A 15578-nucleotide genomic window follows, 5' to 3' on the forward strand; every position below is an offset into this window, starting at 1 on the left:
AATCAAGTTCGGTGGCCAGAATCGATTTTATTGATTAGCTCATTTGTGGTGAAGGTAAGCCACCGCAGCTAAGACGGTGGTGGCTTTCGCTTATCGAACGTTCAAAGCGTAGAGGGCGGCAATGCTTCCGGCTGTTTTTACCATCTCCAGTTTGACCTGTTGTGCACTGATGGCCTCGGGCAAACGATGCTCGCAAACGGAATGGCGGTTGTCGATCACTTCTGCCAGTAAGGTGTTATCGACCCATAAACGATAATGGGTCACGCAATGCGGTGCCACCGCCAGGGCATGGCCCATCTGTACCGTTTCCATGGCATTATCAAAATCGTTATCGAACACCAGCGTTAGCGCGTGCAAAGTCTGCGGCTGTTCCCAACGCCAGGTCACAGTCGGCAAACTATCGTCAGCGGCGGGTACCCATGCATTGGTGTACTGCTCCGGGCGCAAACGGCCGTTGACCAGGTTTTCTGGCGCGTAGCAACGCAGTGGTGAAGCCAGGCGAAGTGCCGGAAGAATTTGATTTGGCTGGCGGCGCGGCAACCAGAAATCAAACTCATCCACGCCATAGTTACCATCAGGGACCTGACGCGTATTCTTCGCAACCCTGGCGTTCAGGCCATTAAATACCGTCATAATTCCCGGAAGCTGCACGTCGCTTAGCGCGATATCGATGTGTTCATTGCTCTCATAAGCGATAAACAAATATTCATCGCGTGCGCTTTGATAATGGAACTGCACGCTGTATTCGCCCGCTTCAAAGACAGAAATTTCACACTCGTCCAGTGGCGTATCAGGGGTGAAATTACCCGCGCGTTCACTGCCTGACAGGCAGATTTTAAGCCGCTGTGGTGATCCTGCGCGTAAGGTGAAACTCAACTCAGGCAAGATTTCACCGGCTTTAAGCGGCAGAAGTAATGCCATGCGCTCATTCAATGCCTTCCATGTACCGTTTGCTGGCAGCTCAGTTAATTGCCATTCGCTGCTGGTGCTCACATTTGCGCCAGACGCCGGGTCGCTCAACCATTGGCGAGGGATATAACAACCGGTTTGTTGTAGATGCCGCTGTAGTGAACCGATGCGGTTTTGTGCTGATAATTGCGATGCGGTGATTTGCTGCTGGTGGCACAGCGCCGCCGCCCGGCCAACCACTTCGCCTAATAAACCACAGGTACACATCACGCGAGCACTGCCAAAAGCGACGTGTGAGGCGGAAATCAGACGCCCGGCCAGGAATAAGTTTTCCATAGAACGGCTGTATAGGCTGCGATAGGGAATGGTGTAGGTGCCTTTGCTGTGGAACTGACGGCAGCCGTCGTGCTTGCTGTAAACGCCATCAGCCGGATGAAGGTCAATTGACCAACCGCCGTAACCCACCGCGTCGTAGTGGTCACGCTGTTCAATGATATCTTGTTGGCAAAGGATATGGTCGCCTACAAAGCGGCGGCTTTCACGTTTACCTGGAATCGCGCCGACCCACTCGATGGTCATGTTTTCAGCATCCGGGAATTGCCCCGAGTTTTTAATGTAATCCCAGACACCCCAGACGATTTTCCACAGTTCCCACTTAATTTCTTCGCTGTCATGGATGGTATCAAGGCGACCTCCCCATTCCAGCCACCATAAATCACAACCGTTAAGTGTTGATGTCAGGCGTGTGTAGCGGGGAATTTCTTTGATATCTTTCAGGGCAAAAGAGGGCGGAATGAAGTTAACCGGCGCGCTGCCTTTTTTGGTGTAAAAATAGATGGAGTGCCCAAGTTTATGACCGAAGTTATCGCCTGGCGCCATTTTTTCATCAAACTCTTCCGGGTCTTCTGCGCCTACGCGATATTCAGCTCCGGCTAGATGCCCCAATACACCATCGCCGGTCGCATCGCAAAACTGGCTGGCGGCAATGTCATAAAAGGTTTCGTTGATGGCGTTGAACCCTTTGGCGCTGGTAATACGTTGACCTTTGGTGGAAACCTCGTATAACGCGGTGTTCAATAGCAGCGTCAGATGGGGTTCACTGCGGGCCATATCCAACAAAACGAGATCAAACATCACCGGATTGCCTTCTTTATTCCGATAAACGTTCTCCTCCATGATCTCACCCATGATGCCGCCTTCGCGCGACCAGCGATTATTATTCCCCATATGCGAAGTAGCCCCGTTGGCCCACAGACGGACTTCGCTCGATGCGTTGCCCCCCAGAATCGGCCTGTCCTGAACCAAAACCACTTTCAAACCATCGCGAGCGGCGGCAAGAGCTGCGCATAACCCGGCAAGGCCGCCGCCGGCGACCAGCAAGTCTGTTTTTAATTGTTGCGAAGGGAATTCCCGGGCGTGGGTTTGCTGAAAAATTTGCATAAAGTTTGTTTCCTGTAAAACTGACGATAAAATCGTGGTTCTTAAATTAATTTGAAGCGCGTTATGTCATCACAACCGAATCAAAGTCTTATCGACGGTATCCGTTGTTTGCAGTATCTGGTCACCAGTGGCCGGGCAATTGGTTGCCGGGAGCTGGCGCGCCTGATGGGTATTAATGCCACCCGCGTTAATCGCCTGTTGATGACTATGGCGGCGATTGGTCTGACCCAGCAGGATGAACACCGCCGCTATTTGCCAGGGCCGGGTATTCACGCTTTGGCAGCACAGGCGATTCGTGGTTCTGCACTGTTTTCCCAGGCTTTGCCTTTGCTTGAACGCCATGCGCCGAAAGACATCGTGGTGGCGCTCGGCGTGCTGTGGGAAGACCAGGTTATCTATATCTATCACTCTGAACCGGGCAGCCAGGTTAGCCAGGCGCTGGCCGGTTTCCACACGCTTCCGGCATGGCAATCGGTTATCGGAATGGCATTGCTTGCCAGCGAAACCGACGAGGCGTTGCAAGCGCGTTTCTCGCCTGAACACTGGCAGGAAATGGCCCCTAAACTTGCCCAACAGCGAGAGTCTGGCCACGTTGTCTGGCGCCATGACGATGGCGAACTTTCGATGGCTCAGCCTCTGGGGGCGCATAACGCTGCCATCGCTTTTGCCGGAATGTGGGACGCCGATGAAAAACACGTTGCCCCGCGCCTTGCTCAGCTCAATCAACTCACCGCCCAACTCGTGACTCCTGCGGCTTAACCTCTTGTGGCGTGTCCAGGTCGATGCGCCCAACCACAAACAGGTAAGAGCAAATCCCAAGCCCTGCCAGAATGGCGATGAATGCCAGCGCAGGGGCAAAGTTATGCCCATCGATTAACGCGCCAATCGCAATGGGCACCACGATGGACGACAGCGCGCCGGTAAAGTTAAACACGCCACCTGCCAGACCAATTAAATGACGCGGTGCGAGTGCCGTCACAAACACCCAGGTGATGGTGGCAAGGCCGTTACCAAAGAAGGCGATCGACATGAAAAGAATGATTAGCGTCGGGTTGTCGGTGTAATTGGCACCCAGGATAAACAGCGTTAAAGACATGCCAAGAATCACCGGGGCTTTACGCGCAAAGCTTGCACTGACACCACGTTTGATTAAACGGTCTGAAACAAACCCTGCCAGCAATACCCCGAAGAAGGCAGCCAGATAAGGAACGGAGGCGATATAGCCAGATTTAATAAAATCCATATGGCGATATTGCACCAGATAGGTCGGGAACCAGGTCAGGAAAAACCAGAAGGTGGCGGAGATAGTGAACTGGCCAAAGTAAATGCCAATCAGTTTGCGGCTGCGAAACATCAGTGCCAGGTCGCTCCATGCAAACTTGCGTTTGGCTGCTTCCTGACGGCTTTCCAGAATTGCGCCGCCCTGGCGGATATGATCAAGCTCTGCCTTTGAAACGCTTTTATGTTCCAGCGGTTCGCGGTACAGGTAATACCACACCACTGCCCAAACCATTCCGACGACGCCGGTAATCAGAAATAAACCGCGCCAGCCATACAGTTCCTGAATATGGAACAGTAGCGGCGTCATGCAGGCCAGGCCAACAAATTGCGCAGAAGAGTAAATACCGATGGCGCTGGCGCGTTCGTTTTCCGGGAACCAGCTGGAAATCACGCGATTATTGGAAGGCATGACAGGCGCTTCAAATGCGCCGACGCCCAGGCGTAAGCCAACCAGGCCGCCAAAACTATTGGCAATCGCGTGCAGGGCGGTTATTAACGACCAGATAAACAACCCTACGCCGTAAACAATACGCGAGCCGAAGCGGTCGATAACAAATCCGCCGGGTATTTGCAGTGCGGCATAAATCCAACCAAAGGCTGAAAACACCAGCCCCATTTGCAACGGCGTGAACTGCAAATCTCCCGCCATCTGTGTGGCAGCAACGGAAAGATTGGTGCGATCCATGTAGTTAATGATGATGTTGATAAAAACTAGCCCGAGCACCAGAAATCGGACGCGTCCGGTATTTTTTACCTTTGCTGTAGAAAGCGGTTGTTCTGCCATATCGATGTTCTCTTTATTTTTGTTCTCACGACCTGTTTTCGCAACAGAGTGGTTTTTTATTTCTCTGTGTTTCTTTTATAGAAACACATGGTGGCAGGCAAAGAGAAATCGTCTGAAATGTGATCAGAGTAAAACTTATGAGCTAACTGAGTCAGAGAAAGAAAGGAGAGGCGATAATGCAGCGGGGCAATTTTTTACCCGCCCCTGAGCGCGCGGGGAAAAATAGCGGCAGGCGATTATCCTAAAGCTAACATAGCGAAACTCGCTCACAAGTGCCCGCTGCTGTAATGGCTGTATTCCGGTAGCTGGTTATCGCTTGTTGCTATGCCGGTTGCTCAGCAGGTAATGCCGTGAATTGCACTTACAATGCCAGAAAGTGATGTAATTGATGTGGAGCGCGCGGACGGCCGCGCGGCTCACGATGGGATTATGGCGCAAGGTAAACCTGGGGAATGGCGATGTCTGGATGCTCACCCATTCTCACTTCCGCTCCGTACCAGCGGCTGATAACCGACTGGCAAATAACCTCCTGCGGCGTTCCCTCGGCCACCAGCTTTCCCTGATGGAGAAGCAGAATGCGGTCTGCCCATAGCGCGGCGAGATTGAGGTCGTGCAGCACGACGCAGACGTGCAGCTGTCCGCTGCGGGTCAGCCGTTTTAGCAGACGCAGCAGATGCTGTTGATAGTAAAGATCCAGCGCCGAGGTCGGTTCGTCGAGAAACAGCCAGCCCCGTGGAGCGTCGTTATGCCACAGCTGAGCGAGGCAGCGAGCCAGCTGCACCCGCTGCTGTTCGCCGCCGGAGAGCGAAGGATAGCGCCTGCCCGCGAGGTGGTCGCAGCCGGTTTCCACCATCACCTGCTGAATCATCTGCCGGTCCGGATTTTTACCCCATGGAGAGCGTCCCATGGCGATGACCGTTTCCACCGGCCAGTCGGCATGGAGCTGCGTACGTTGCAACATCACCGCCCGGCGGCGGGAGAGCGCTTCCGACGACCAGTGTTCCAGCGCACGTCCTTCCACATGACGTTCGCCGCTGTTCGGGGATAAGAAACCGGTTAACAGCCGCAGCAGCGTTGATTTACCGGCGCCGTTTGGGCCAATCAGCGCGGTCATCTCTCCGCCGCATAGCCGGACCGACACATCGTCAATGACCCGGCGTTTGCCCAGCAACAGAGAGAGCGACGTCGCGTGCCAGGTGCGATCGCGATTATCCATATGTCGTCCTCTGTTGGCGGAAAATTAACCACAAAAACCACGGCGCGCCGAGCATGCTGGTCAGCAGACCCACCGGCATTTCGGCCGGTGCGGCGACGGTGCGGGCAAGGGTATCGGCCAGCAGCAGTAAGATCGCCCCGGCCAGCAGCGATCCTGGCACCAGCGCGCGGTGGTCCGGCCCCAGCCACATTCGTATCAGGTGCGGCACCACGAGACCAATAAAACCAATCACTCCGCTGATCGCCACCGAAGAGGCCACCAGCAGCGCGCTGCACAGTAACAGCAGACGCTGCACGGCCCGGACGTTAATCCCCAGGTAGTGGGCTTCTTCATCGCCAAGCTGTAGCAGGTTGAGGCGGGAGGCCATTAGCCAGATGACCAGCGAAGCAGGGAAGATTAAGGTGGCCGCGACCAGCAGCGTGGACCACTCTGCCTGGCCGAGACTGCCCATTCCCCATAGCGACAGCTGGCGCAGCTGGGTATCATTACTTATCCAGGCCAGCACCCCCACCAGCGCGCCGCACAGCGCGTTGATGGCGATCCCGACCAGCAGCAGACGCGAGAGCGAACCCTCACTCGCCTGGCTGAGGATAAAAATGACCACCATGACGGCGATACTCCCGATAAACGCCGCCAGCATCGGGGCATACAGCGCCACCAGCGCCGGAACGGACAGCGGCAGAACCAGCCAGCAGGCCACCGCCAGCGCTGCACCGCTGCTGACCCCCAGCAGGCCGGGATCGGCTAACGGATTGCGAAACAGCCCTTGCATGACGCAGCCGGAGAGCGCCAGCGCGGCGCCGACCAGCAGCGCCAGCAGGACGCGCGGCAGACGAATGGTGAGCCAGATATGGCGCAACACCTCATCCCCCGGCGGCCACAGACTGGCGAGCGGCAGAGGCATCGCGCCGAGGGTCGTCGCGAACAGCGTCAGGCTCACCAGCAGCAGCGTCATTAACCACAGATGGCGAGAGAGAGTGGGGCGCATCAGGGGAGCTGCTCCGCTTTTTTTCTCAGCGCGCTAATCGCCTGCGGCGTCCGTGGTCCAAAGCCGAGCAGGGCCATATCGTCAATCACCAGCAGCTGTTTATGGCGACCGGCCGGCGTTTGCGCCAGCCCCGGCAGCTTCCATAAGCCGGCTTCACCGCCCATGCCTTTAAGCCCGTCGGCGGAGATCACTACCAGGTCCGGCAGGCTGGCGATCACGCCTTCCTGAGACATACTGCGATAATGGTCAAATCCCTGCATCGCGTTCTGCAGCCCGGCGGCCTGAATAGCACCATCCGCAGCGGTCTTTTGCCCGGCGACCATCGTATTCATTCCGCCGTGGCTGAGAATAAACAGCACCCTTTTGCCGAGCGGCTGCGTGGGGATCTGCGCGATCTGTGCGGCGACGGCGTGGCGCAGGGCGTCACCTTCAGTCTGCTTACCCAGCGCGTCGGCCACCGCGACGATTTTTTTATCAATCGCCGACAGATCGTTACCGCCCGGGATATTAACCACTTTTACCCGACTGTCCTCTACCTTTTGCAGGACCAGCGAAGGCTGGGCCTGTGCGCTTGCCAGGACGATCGTCGGGCGTAACGACAGGATCCCCTCGGCGTTCAGCTGGCGTATATAGCCGACGTCCGGCAGCGATCGCGCGGCGGCAGGCCAGGTGCTGGTACTGTCTTTAGCGACCAGCTGCTGCTGTGCTCCCAGGGCATAGACGATCTCTGTGACATCGCCGCCCAGAGAGATGATGCGTTCTGCGGCGGCATGCGCAAACAGTGGAAGAGCGGCAATGAACATCAGCCAGCGTTTCATGCGCTCTGTCCTTCCGTCGTCAGACGGTCAACCTGGCTACGCCATGTCGCTTGCTCCGGGTGCCCTTCGCTACGCTGGCCGTACAGCTGGGCGATTTGCGTACCGTCATGGGCAAACAGCTCTACGCTGGTGACATGGCCATCCGAGGTCGGCTTACGCGTTACCCAGATTTCATCAATACTGTCTTCGCGCAGGTGCAGGGTGAAGGTGGTATTGAAGATGTTGAGCCAGCCGCGCATCGGGGCCAGCTTTTCCAGGGCGCCGGTGAAGATTTGTACGCAGCCGCGGTTGCCAACGAAAATCATGATCTCATTGCCCTCTTCGCGAATGGTTTCCAGCAGGTGCGGCAGGGCATCGTGGTCAATGCGGCAGGCCAGATCATCGCTGACCAGGCGGAAAGCCTGCTGGCGGGAGAGGTTATATTTTCGCAATAGCCCGAAGAACTGATGGACATCGGTCATGGCGCGCCATTCATTTTCCAGCGCCGCACCGTCGGCGGAGGCGGCGTAGCGGGGGGTATCGACGGGGCGGATTGCCAGCGGCGCCGGGTCGGCCTGGGTCTGCCCGACAATCAGCGCTTCCCACGCCGTCATATCGGTTTGCGCTGTCGCATAGACTTTCAACAGCGCGTCACCGTGATGGTCGAAGAACTGAATGCTCTGGCGGCCGTTATCACTCAGGTGGAAGGCGCTGGCCCACTGGCTGAGGAACAGGCGCAGATCGAGTGCGCGCGGGTTCAGCACCAGCCCGGCGTGGCCGCTCAGGTGCTGGTGGGTAAACTGACCCACCTGCTCATGCACCGCATATTCATTCCGGCAGATGCATTTGGTCTCGCCGACGCCTTCCAGTCCGGCGATGATTGCCCGTATATCGTCCTGCAGGCGAACGGCGTCGTGGCCAACGCGAGCGGCGGTTAATTCCGCCTCACTAATGCCCATTTCAGCGGCGATATCGCGGGCATATTTAGCGGAAGCCTGCGTTTTGGCGGCCTGATAGCGCTGCCACAGTGCGTTTGCGTTGTGTTGCATGATTCATCTCCTTCTCTACGATGAATATCCCCGGCCGAGGCCGGGGAGCAGGTTTATCCCCGCTGTCTTTCAGCATGATGCGAACGGGATGGTGCAGAGCCGGTCTGAGTCTGCGTATCGCGACCCACGCTGCTGCTGCCCGTCGATATGTTGAAATCCATGGGGTTTATTATTCTCCGGGCTATCAGAAATCGACGTTGACGCCCAGTTGCCAGGTCCGGCCCGGCATCGTCGCCAGCGCTTTATCGTAGGCATCCTGATTCGTGGACGTCTCAATATTGCGGCTGCTCAGGTAATCCCAGTATTGCCGATCGGTAATGTTGTAAACGCCGCCGTTAAGACGCACGTTTTTCGCGACCTGCCACCAGGCCGTCAGGTCCAGCATGCCGTAGCCAGGCACGCGCATGTATTCGCTGGAGGAGTCGGTAATGGCAGAGCCCGTGTTGGTATAGCTTTCGCGGTTGGTGGCGCTGGCCTGCTTACCTTTCACGAAAGTGGCGGTCAACGCGGTCCCGTAGCGTTTCGCCGGATCGTCCCAGGCAACGCCTACGATCGCTTTCATCGGCGCCACGCTGTCGAGGTCGATGTACTTGTCGCCGAGATAGCTGGATTTCGATTTCCCTTCACTATAGCCGTAGGCCAGCGTCGCGCTCAGGCCGTTAACCTCTTCAAACCAGGTGCCAAAGTTGAATTTGGCGCTGATTTCGCCGCCGTAGATATAGGCTTTATCGCGGTTTTCCGCCTGATAAATCGTATAGATATTCGACGGGACGTTGGTGAAGTGGTCGGGGTTACCGGAACGGGTGTAGCGGCTATAGGCGATGAAGTTCTTGTAGTTGTTATAGAACAGGGCGGTGCGCATCGTGATCCCTTCGACCACTTCGCCTTTTAAGCCCCATTCGAAGTTGTCGCTGGTTTCCGTGTTCAGATCGGTGTTACCAATCAGCGCATACTGCGCTCGTCCGGCGTAGCTGGATCCGAGGTTCCAGGAGCCGTAAAGCTGGCTGGCGTTAGGGAACTCGGCGCCGCGTTTATACTGCAGGTAGGTCATGGTACGCGGAGTGATATCGTACTGGAACGTCAGGGACGGCAGCACCTGAGTATCGGAATTTTTACCGTACAGGCTGGCGACGGAGGACTCCGTCAGCACGCTGCTGTTGGTGGTCAGATCGCCGAGATTCTCCGGTTTGGTGGATTGATGCACCACGCGCACGCCCGGGATCACCGCAAAGTTGTGGCTGTCGAGATCGAAGTTGATCTTATCCTGAACGAAGCCGCCAAGAGTGTAGCCCTGGCTGTCGGCTTCCGGCTGCATGATTTCGCTGTAGATGCTCGGGACCGGCGACTGGCTGAACGGGCGCTGGGTTTTGGTGGTGCTGGCGTTGAGCCCGGCGCTCAGGTCGTGGCGGCCAATGGATTTCGCCAGCGCGGTCTGAATACCCCAGGTGTCGGTATCGTAGTTGGAGTTGACCGTTTCCATCGATCTGGTGGTGCTGTCCGGCATCCACGTCCAGTCATGGGCCTCGGTGTGCTGGTAGTAGACTTTGGTCGACATACTGTCGAGATAGTCATTCATTGGCGTCCAGTCGTCTTTCAGGCTGATGCCCCAGCGACGAGTCTGGCTGGTCTGATTGGCATCGCCAATAATGCTGTTGCCGCTGCTATCCCAGCTGTCAAAGTGGGTGTGGTTGGTTTTATGGTAGTAGTCGAGCGTGCTGGTCAGCTTGTGTTCATCATTGGGCTGCCAGATGCCGGAGGCCATAAACGCATCGGAGTGCCAGTTGGCCGGATAGGCGTCAATCTTATCGCTGTTATTTGCCGTTTCCTGGCCGTCGCGGCGACTGTAGACGAAAATGCCGCGTAGGGTTTCATCTCCGCCGGCCACCGTCACGCCGTTATGCCAGCTGCGGTCGGCAGAGTCGTAGCCGCTCCGGTAGCCGAAGGCGCTGGTTTTTCCCGGGCGCAGATAGTCATCGGCAGATTTCGGCTGGAAGGAGACGTTGCCGCCGATAGAGGTGTTGGCGGTTTCAGTCGAGGTGGCGCCGGACTGAATATCGATGCTGCCATACATATACGGGTCGATGTAATCGCGACCGATGCCAAACGTATTCAGGCCGGCACGGCCGACGTAGCCGCGTCCGGTCGCATCCGGCTGCGCGATGCCGTCGACATCAATCCCGACGCGGTTGCTTTCCAGCCCGCGAATGTTATAACCGGTATAGCCGCCGCGGTCGAAGCCGCTTTTGCCATTACCCGAGCCGCCGCTGGCGCCGGTCGCGCTGATTAACGGTTCGTAACGCATGACGGAACCAAAATCTTTGGCCCCTTTGTCCTGGAGCTCCTGCGCGCTGACCGAATGTTCGCTACCGGCTTTGAGCAGCGGAGCGGGGGCGGTAACGGTCATCTGCTCGGAGCTATCCGATGATGTGTCGCTGGTGGTGGTGTGTGCGGTGGTATCAGCTGCCCCGGCGGTCGTCTGATAGATTGCTGCAAGCAACGAAGTCACCAGCAGGCTTTTCTTAAACCAGGCCGGTGATTGAGTGGATTTATACATAGTAGCCACGCCTTGATAATTATTAGTATCGGCTCACGCGTTACTTCCAGATTTGCAGGTGAGTCCCGTTGCTTCCGTTAGCGGACTCTGTTTCTCCATGATTATTGATTGCGAATGGTAATGATAGGTATTATCGTTTGCAACAAAATAATCATGTCTTCCTCATTTAATCTGCAATTTGTTTACAATCAGTCCTTTTAGATACAGCGAGAAAATCATGAGTCACAAAGCCGCGATTACGATCAACTACTGCTCTCAATGCAACTGGATGCTGCGCGCCAGCTGGATGGCTCAGGAGCTGCTGCATACGTTCAGTACCGATATCGGCTCGGTCACGCTGGTTCCGGGCACCGGCGGTATCTTCACCATTACCGTTGACGACGTACAAATCTGGGACCGCAAGCAGGATGAGGGTTTCCCGGATGCGGCTGAACTCAAGCGTCGGGTACGGGATGTCTGCTTCCCGGAGAAGTCGCTGGGTCACCTCGATAAGTCCGCCGATCCGGCGTAAGCGATAGGGGAAAACGGCTGCGCCAGAGGCTATAAAGGTGTATTATTTTTGCATCTTTATTGATGGAGAAACGCAATGGCGGGTCAACGCATCGACCGGGAAAAAAAGACTATCCGCAGCATGATTTCGCTCTATCAGCGCCGCTGCCCGGACGCGCAGGCCGACGTGGAACATTACCAGGCGCTAAACGCCTATGCCGATAAGCGGCTGGATAAATGCGTGTTTGGCGAAGAGAAGCCGGCCTGTAAGCAGTGCCCGGTTCACTGCTACCAGCCGGCAAAACGCGAAGAAATGAAGCAAATCATGCGCTGGGCGGGGCCGCGAATGCTCTGGCGCCACCCGATTCTGACGATTCGTCACCTGATTGATGACCGGCGTCCCGTGCCAGCGCTTCCGGAAAAATACCGGCCTAAAAAGTCGCGGTGATTTCCCCGGCTAGCGCTGCGCTCAGGCGGGCTACAACGCGTGCGGTCTGTCGTCGCCCGGGTAAGGCGTCAGCGGCGCTCCGGAGCCTCTGCGGACATCGCCTGAGTTTGATTGTCGCGAACCGACGTCCAGACAAAGGTGATAATAAACAGCGCGGTAAACAACACCACGATGGTCGGCGCCGGTGCGCTATCAAGGTAAAACGAGAGCCACACGCCGCCCAACGAACAGCTCAGCGCAATCCCCACCGCCAGCAGCAGCGCGCTGATAAAACGCCGGGTCAGCAGCAGAGCAATGGCTCCGGGGGCAATCAGCAGCGAGATTGACAAAATAATCCCCACCGCTTTGAGCGTCGCCACGATAGTCAGGGCAATCATGCACAGCAATCCGTAGTGCAGCAGGCCGCAGCGTAATCCGCTGGCTTTAGCCTGATGCGGATCGAAGGCGTGAAGCAGAAAGTCGCGCCACTTTAGTCCGATAATCAGCGCAATTACTAGTGCAATCGCCGATGTTTGCCCAATATCGCTGGCGGAAATCCCCAGCATGTCGCCAAACAGAATATGGTCGAGATGGACTTCGGACTGAATGGCGACATACAGCACCAGCCCGGCGCCAAACATCCCGGAAAAGACAATGCCCATAATGGTATCGCGCTTGATGCGACTGTTATCGTCGAGATAGCCGGTCGCGATGGCGCAGAATAGCCCGGCAACAAAGGCGCCAATGGCAAACGGGATCCCGGCGATATAGGCCACCACCACGCCGGGAAAGACCGCATGACTCATGGCATCCCCCATCAACGCCCAGCCTTTCAGCACCAGAAAAACCGACAGCAGCGCACAGGGAATGGCGACGATGGTGGCCACCAGCATGGCGTTGACCATAAACGAAAACTGGAACGGTTCGAGGAGCGTGGTCAGCAGCATGAGCCCTCCCTGGCGCGACGGCGGTTGGCCAGCAGGCCGTGTTTAGGGGCAAAGACAAAGGTCAGCAGGAAGAGCAAAGTCTGAGCCACGACGATAATGCCGCCGGTTGCGCCATCCAGATAGTAGCTCAGCCAGGCGCCGAAAAAACTGGTCAGGCTGCCAATAGCGACGGCAATCGCCAGCAGCCGTGGAAAGCGGTCGGTCAGCAGCCAGGCGGTCGCTCCCGGAGTGACCACCAGGCAAATGACCAGAAAGGCGCCCACGGTTTGCAATGCCGCCACGGTACAGGCGGCCAGCAGGGTGAAGAACAGCAGCTTGAGCCCGGTGGTGTTCAGGCCAATGGAACGGGCGTGGCTCTCATCGAAAAAGGTGACCATCAGGTCTTTCCATTTCAGCAGCAGAATTGCCATTGAAATCGAGCCGATGGCCGCCAGCTGAATAATATCTTCCGGAGCGATCGCCAGGATATTGCCGAGAATAATGGTCTGGATATTCACCGAAGTTGGGTTGAGTGACACCATAAACAGCCCGATACCGAAGAACGACGAAAAAATCAGACCGATAATGGCATCCTCTTTGAGCTTCGAACGCTGGTTGAGAAACAGCATGCTGCCCGCCGCCAGTCCTCCGGAGAGAAAAGCGCCGACGGCGAAGGGCAGGCCGAGCATATACGCTCCCGCCACGCCCGGTACGATGGAGTGGGAGAGGGCATCGCCAATCAGCGACCAGCCTTTCAGCATCAGGTAGCAGGAGAGAAAGGCGCACACGCCGCCCACCAGCGCCGATACCCACATCGCATTCAGCATATACTGATAGCCGAACGGCTCGATTAGCCAGCTCATCCTTCACCTCCCGCCGTCCGGCGGCTGATAAACGGCCGTTCATCGTCGGTGATAATCTGCTCTTCTCCGCCGCTGAGCACCACGTGGCGCAGCGCGCCGCTGAAAGCGAGTTCGAGATTGGCGGCGGTAAAGGTCGTTTCCGTCGGTCCGCTGGCCAGCACGGTACCTTTGACCATCACCGTGTAATCGCAAAACTCGCTGACCGAACCGAGATTATGGGTCGAAACCAGCAGAGTACAGCCGTCGTCGCGCAGTTCGCGCAGCAGGGTGATGATCTGGGTTTCGGTCTGGACGTCAACGCCGGTAAACGGCTCATCCAGCAGAATGACCTTGCCCTGCTGGGCGATAGCGCGGGCAAGGAACACCCGTTTTTTCTGCCCGCCGGACAGCTCGCCGATTTGCCGGTGGCGATAGTCGCTCATCCCGACGCGGGCCAGCGCCGCATCAACCACTTCCCGGTCATGGGCTTTGGCCCGTCGCAGCCAGCCCATATGCCCGTAGCGGCCCATCATGACGACATCCTCCACCAGCACCGGGAAGGTCCAGTCAACGTCCTCTGATTGCGGGACATAGGCCACCAGGTTCTGGCGCAGCGCGCGATGAACCGGCTGGCCAAGTATGGCAATCTCGCCATGGGACAGACGAACAAAGCCCATCAGCGCTTTAAACAGCGTCGATTTTCCCGAACCGTTGATGCCCACCAGCGCGGCAATTGAGCCGCGCGGTACGCTGAAGGTGGCATCGCGCAGCGCGGTGTGGCCGTTGCGATAGGTTACGCTGACCCGGTTGACCGCGAGACCAGGCATATCGGCGTTCATGGCTGCTTCCTCATCCCATCGTTGATGCCCTGGACGATGGTTTGCGTCGTGACGCGCAGCAGATCCAGGTAGGTGGGAACCGGGCCATCGGCGGTGCTCAGGGAGTCAACATAAAGTACGCCGCCATAGTGGGCGCCGGCTTCCCGCGCTACCTGGCGCGCCGGTTTATCTGAAATGGTGCTTTCGCTAAAGATGGTCGGGATATGCTCTTTTTTCATGATATCAATGGTTTTACGCACCTGCTGCGGCGTGCCCTGCTGGTCGGCATTGATTGGCCACAGGTAGCGCTCTTTCAGCCCGTTGTCGCGGGCCAGATAGGAGAACGCGCCTTCGCTGGTGACCAGCCAACGCTTCTCTGCCGGCAGTTTCGCCAGCTCCGCCTTCAGCGGCGCCATAGTCTGGCGGATTTTCTCTTTATAGAGGGCGGCATTCTGACGATAGGTCTGCGCATTCGCAGGGTCGTATTTGATCAGCGCATCACGGATGTTATCGACGTAGATCAGCGCATTATCCGCCGACATCCACGCATGGGGATTGGGCTTACCGTTATAGGGACCTTCGCTGATCCCCATTGGCTGAATGCCCTCGCTGACGACCACTTCCGGGACCCCTTTCAGGTGCTGATAAAAGCGGGCAAACCACAGTTCGAGATTCAGGCCGTTAGTGAGGATCAGCTGTGCCCCCTGGGCGCGTTTAATATCGCCAGGCGTCGGCTGGTATTCGTGGATCTCGGCGCCGGGTTTGGTAATCGAGCTGACCTGGGCCGCCTCCCCGGCGACGTTTTGCGCCATATCGGCAATCACCGTAAAGGTGGTGATCACTTTGAATTTTTCGCTGGCCTGAGCCGGGGCGATCGCCAGCAGGCCGAGCAGAGCGGTAAAGATCAGGTGCTTCAGAGGCGGCAGGTGCAGCATAGGATCCCTCACATCAATGTGGTTAATTAATCATCTGTTATAGCCATTGCTATGTTATATAGCACAGGCTATTTATAAATGAAAATGATTATTATTTAAATGATGGGAGGTAAGCCGTGCAAA

The 15578-nt window shown here is 56.9% G+C and carries 14 protein-coding genes; 3 read left to right on the plus strand and 11 right to left on the minus strand.

What is annotated here, in order from left to right; all coding sequences use genetic code 11:
• Nucleotides 1-90 precede the first annotated feature (90 nt).
• Entirely contained in the window at nt 91-2349 is a 2259-nt protein-coding gene (locus OQV00_RS05230; protein ID WP_266279951.1) for an FAD-dependent oxidoreductase, read from the minus strand.
• 63 nt (nt 2350-2412) lie between these two features.
• Between OQV00_RS05230 and OQV00_RS05235 the strand changes: the two genes are divergently transcribed.
• Nucleotides 2413-3108, plus strand: a complete 696-nt coding sequence (locus OQV00_RS05235) for an IclR family transcriptional regulator domain-containing protein (protein WP_032718161.1) — start codon at nt 2413-2415, stop codon at nt 3106-3108.
• On the opposite strand, the gene OQV00_RS05240 is transcribed toward OQV00_RS05235, so the two are convergent.
• The 6 genes from OQV00_RS05240 to OQV00_RS05265 form a co-directional block, all read right to left on the minus strand.
• Entirely contained in the window at nt 3077-4414 is a 1338-nt protein-coding gene (locus tag OQV00_RS05240; RefSeq protein WP_004866921.1) for an MFS transporter, read from the minus strand. The two genes, OQV00_RS05235 and OQV00_RS05240, sit on opposite strands and share 32 nt — an antisense overlap.
• A gap of 427 nt (nt 4415-4841) precedes the next feature.
• The gene (locus tag OQV00_RS05245; RefSeq protein ID WP_004866920.1) at nt 4842-5630 is read right to left on the minus strand and encodes a heme ABC transporter ATP-binding protein; all 789 of its coding nucleotides are present in this window, start codon (nt 5628-5630) and stop codon (nt 4842-4844) included.
• Nucleotides 5623-6618: a FecCD family ABC transporter permease gene (locus tag OQV00_RS05250; protein ID WP_004866917.1), complete on the minus strand. Its 996-nt coding sequence runs from the start codon at nt 6616-6618 to the stop codon at nt 5623-5625. Before OQV00_RS05250 ends, OQV00_RS05245 begins: the two co-directional genes overlap by 8 nt.
• Complete coding sequence (locus tag OQV00_RS05255) at nt 6618-7436, minus strand: heme/hemin ABC transporter substrate-binding protein (protein WP_004866916.1); 819 nt, start codon at nt 7434-7436, stop codon at nt 6618-6620. The genes OQV00_RS05250 and OQV00_RS05255 overlap by 1 nt, the downstream gene beginning before the upstream one ends.
• Entirely contained in the window at nt 7433-8464 is a 1032-nt protein-coding gene (locus OQV00_RS05260) for a hemin-degrading factor (RefSeq protein ID WP_004866914.1), read from the minus strand. Before OQV00_RS05260 ends, OQV00_RS05255 begins: the two co-directional genes overlap by 4 nt.
• 184 nt (nt 8465-8648) lie before the next feature.
• The gene (locus OQV00_RS05265) at nt 8649-11018 is read right to left on the minus strand and encodes a TonB-dependent receptor domain-containing protein (protein WP_266279954.1); all 2370 of its coding nucleotides are present in this window, start codon (nt 11016-11018) and stop codon (nt 8649-8651) included.
• 217 nt (nt 11019-11235) lie between these two features.
• Between OQV00_RS05265 and OQV00_RS05270 the strand changes: the two genes are divergently transcribed.
• Nucleotides 11236-11529, plus strand: a complete 294-nt coding sequence (locus OQV00_RS05270) for an Rdx family protein (protein WP_004866911.1) — start codon at nt 11236-11238, stop codon at nt 11527-11529.
• 75 nt (nt 11530-11604) lie between these two features.
• Nucleotides 11605-11955: a nitrous oxide-stimulated promoter family protein gene (locus tag OQV00_RS05275; RefSeq protein WP_004866910.1), complete on the plus strand. Its 351-nt coding sequence runs from the start codon at nt 11605-11607 to the stop codon at nt 11953-11955.
• Nucleotides 11956-12023: 68 nt separating this feature from the next.
• Here OQV00_RS05275 and sitD read toward each other — a convergent pair whose 3' ends face one another.
• From sitD to OQV00_RS05295, 4 genes are read right to left on the minus strand one after another with little or no spacing between them, the layout of a single operon-like run.
• A complete protein-coding gene (gene sitD / locus OQV00_RS05280) occupies nt 12024-12881 on the minus strand; it encodes an iron/manganese ABC transporter permease subunit SitD (RefSeq protein ID WP_004866908.1) in 858 nt (285 codons plus the stop codon).
• A complete protein-coding gene (gene sitC, locus OQV00_RS05285) occupies nt 12872-13723 on the minus strand; it encodes an iron/manganese ABC transporter permease subunit SitC (protein WP_004866907.1) in 852 nt (283 codons plus the stop codon). The genes sitD and sitC overlap by 10 nt, the downstream gene beginning before the upstream one ends.
• Complete coding sequence (locus OQV00_RS05290) at nt 13720-14541, minus strand: manganese/iron ABC transporter ATP-binding protein (protein ID WP_004866905.1); 822 nt, start codon at nt 14539-14541, stop codon at nt 13720-13722. Before OQV00_RS05290 ends, sitC begins: the two co-directional genes overlap by 4 nt.
• Nucleotides 14538-15455, minus strand: coding sequence for a metal ABC transporter substrate-binding protein (locus tag OQV00_RS05295; protein WP_044347427.1), 918 nt, complete (start codon nt 15453-15455; stop codon nt 14538-14540). Before OQV00_RS05295 ends, OQV00_RS05290 begins: the two co-directional genes overlap by 4 nt.
• Nucleotides 15456-15578: the final 123 nt, after the last annotated feature.

The organism is Klebsiella sp. DY2415, from assembly GCF_026314315.1.
In the GTDB taxonomy this organism is placed as follows: Bacteria; Pseudomonadota; Gammaproteobacteria; order Enterobacterales; family Enterobacteriaceae; genus Klebsiella; species Klebsiella ornithinolytica.

What these genes read in the sequence shown, in the direction of transcription:
- OQV00_RS05235 (WP_032718161.1), top strand. Translation starts at nt 2,413, where the DNA reads ATGTCATCACAACCGAATCAAAGTCTTATCGACGGTATCCGTTGTTTG.
- OQV00_RS05270 (WP_004866911.1), top strand. Translation starts at nt 11,236, where the DNA reads ATGAGTCACAAAGCCGCGATTACGATCAACTACTGCTCTCAATGCAAC.
- OQV00_RS05240 (WP_004866921.1), bottom strand. Translation starts at nt 4,414, where the DNA reads ATGGCAGAACAACCGCTTTCTACAGCAAAGGTAAAAAATACCGGACGC.
- OQV00_RS05245 (WP_004866920.1), bottom strand. Translation starts at nt 5,630, where the DNA reads ATGGATAATCGCGATCGCACCTGGCACGCGACGTCGCTCTCTCTGTTG.
- sitC (WP_004866907.1), bottom strand. Translation starts at nt 13,723, where the DNA reads ATGAGCTGGCTAATCGAGCCGTTCGGCTATCAGTATATGCTGAATGCG.
- sitD (WP_004866908.1), bottom strand. Translation starts at nt 12,881, where the DNA reads ATGCTGCTGACCACGCTCCTCGAACCGTTCCAGTTTTCGTTTATGGTC.
- OQV00_RS05290 (WP_004866905.1), bottom strand. Translation starts at nt 14,541, where the DNA reads ATGAACGCCGATATGCCTGGTCTCGCGGTCAACCGGGTCAGCGTAACC.
- OQV00_RS05260 (WP_004866914.1), bottom strand. Translation starts at nt 8,464, where the DNA reads ATGCAACACAACGCAAACGCACTGTGGCAGCGCTATCAGGCCGCCAAA.
- OQV00_RS05250 (WP_004866917.1), bottom strand. Translation starts at nt 6,618, where the DNA reads ATGCGCCCCACTCTCTCTCGCCATCTGTGGTTAATGACGCTGCTGCTG.
- OQV00_RS05295 (WP_044347427.1), bottom strand. Translation starts at nt 15,455, where the DNA reads ATGCTGCACCTGCCGCCTCTGAAGCACCTGATCTTTACCGCTCTGCTC.
- OQV00_RS05275 (WP_004866910.1), top strand. Translation starts at nt 11,605, where the DNA reads ATGGCGGGTCAACGCATCGACCGGGAAAAAAAGACTATCCGCAGCATG.
- OQV00_RS05230 (WP_266279951.1), bottom strand. Translation starts at nt 2,349, where the DNA reads ATGCAAATTTTTCAGCAAACCCACGCCCGGGAATTCCCTTCGCAACAA.
- OQV00_RS05255 (WP_004866916.1), bottom strand. Translation starts at nt 7,436, where the DNA reads ATGAAACGCTGGCTGATGTTCATTGCCGCTCTTCCACTGTTTGCGCAT.
- OQV00_RS05265 (WP_266279954.1), bottom strand. Translation starts at nt 11,018, where the DNA reads ATGTATAAATCCACTCAATCACCGGCCTGGTTTAAGAAAAGCCTGCTG.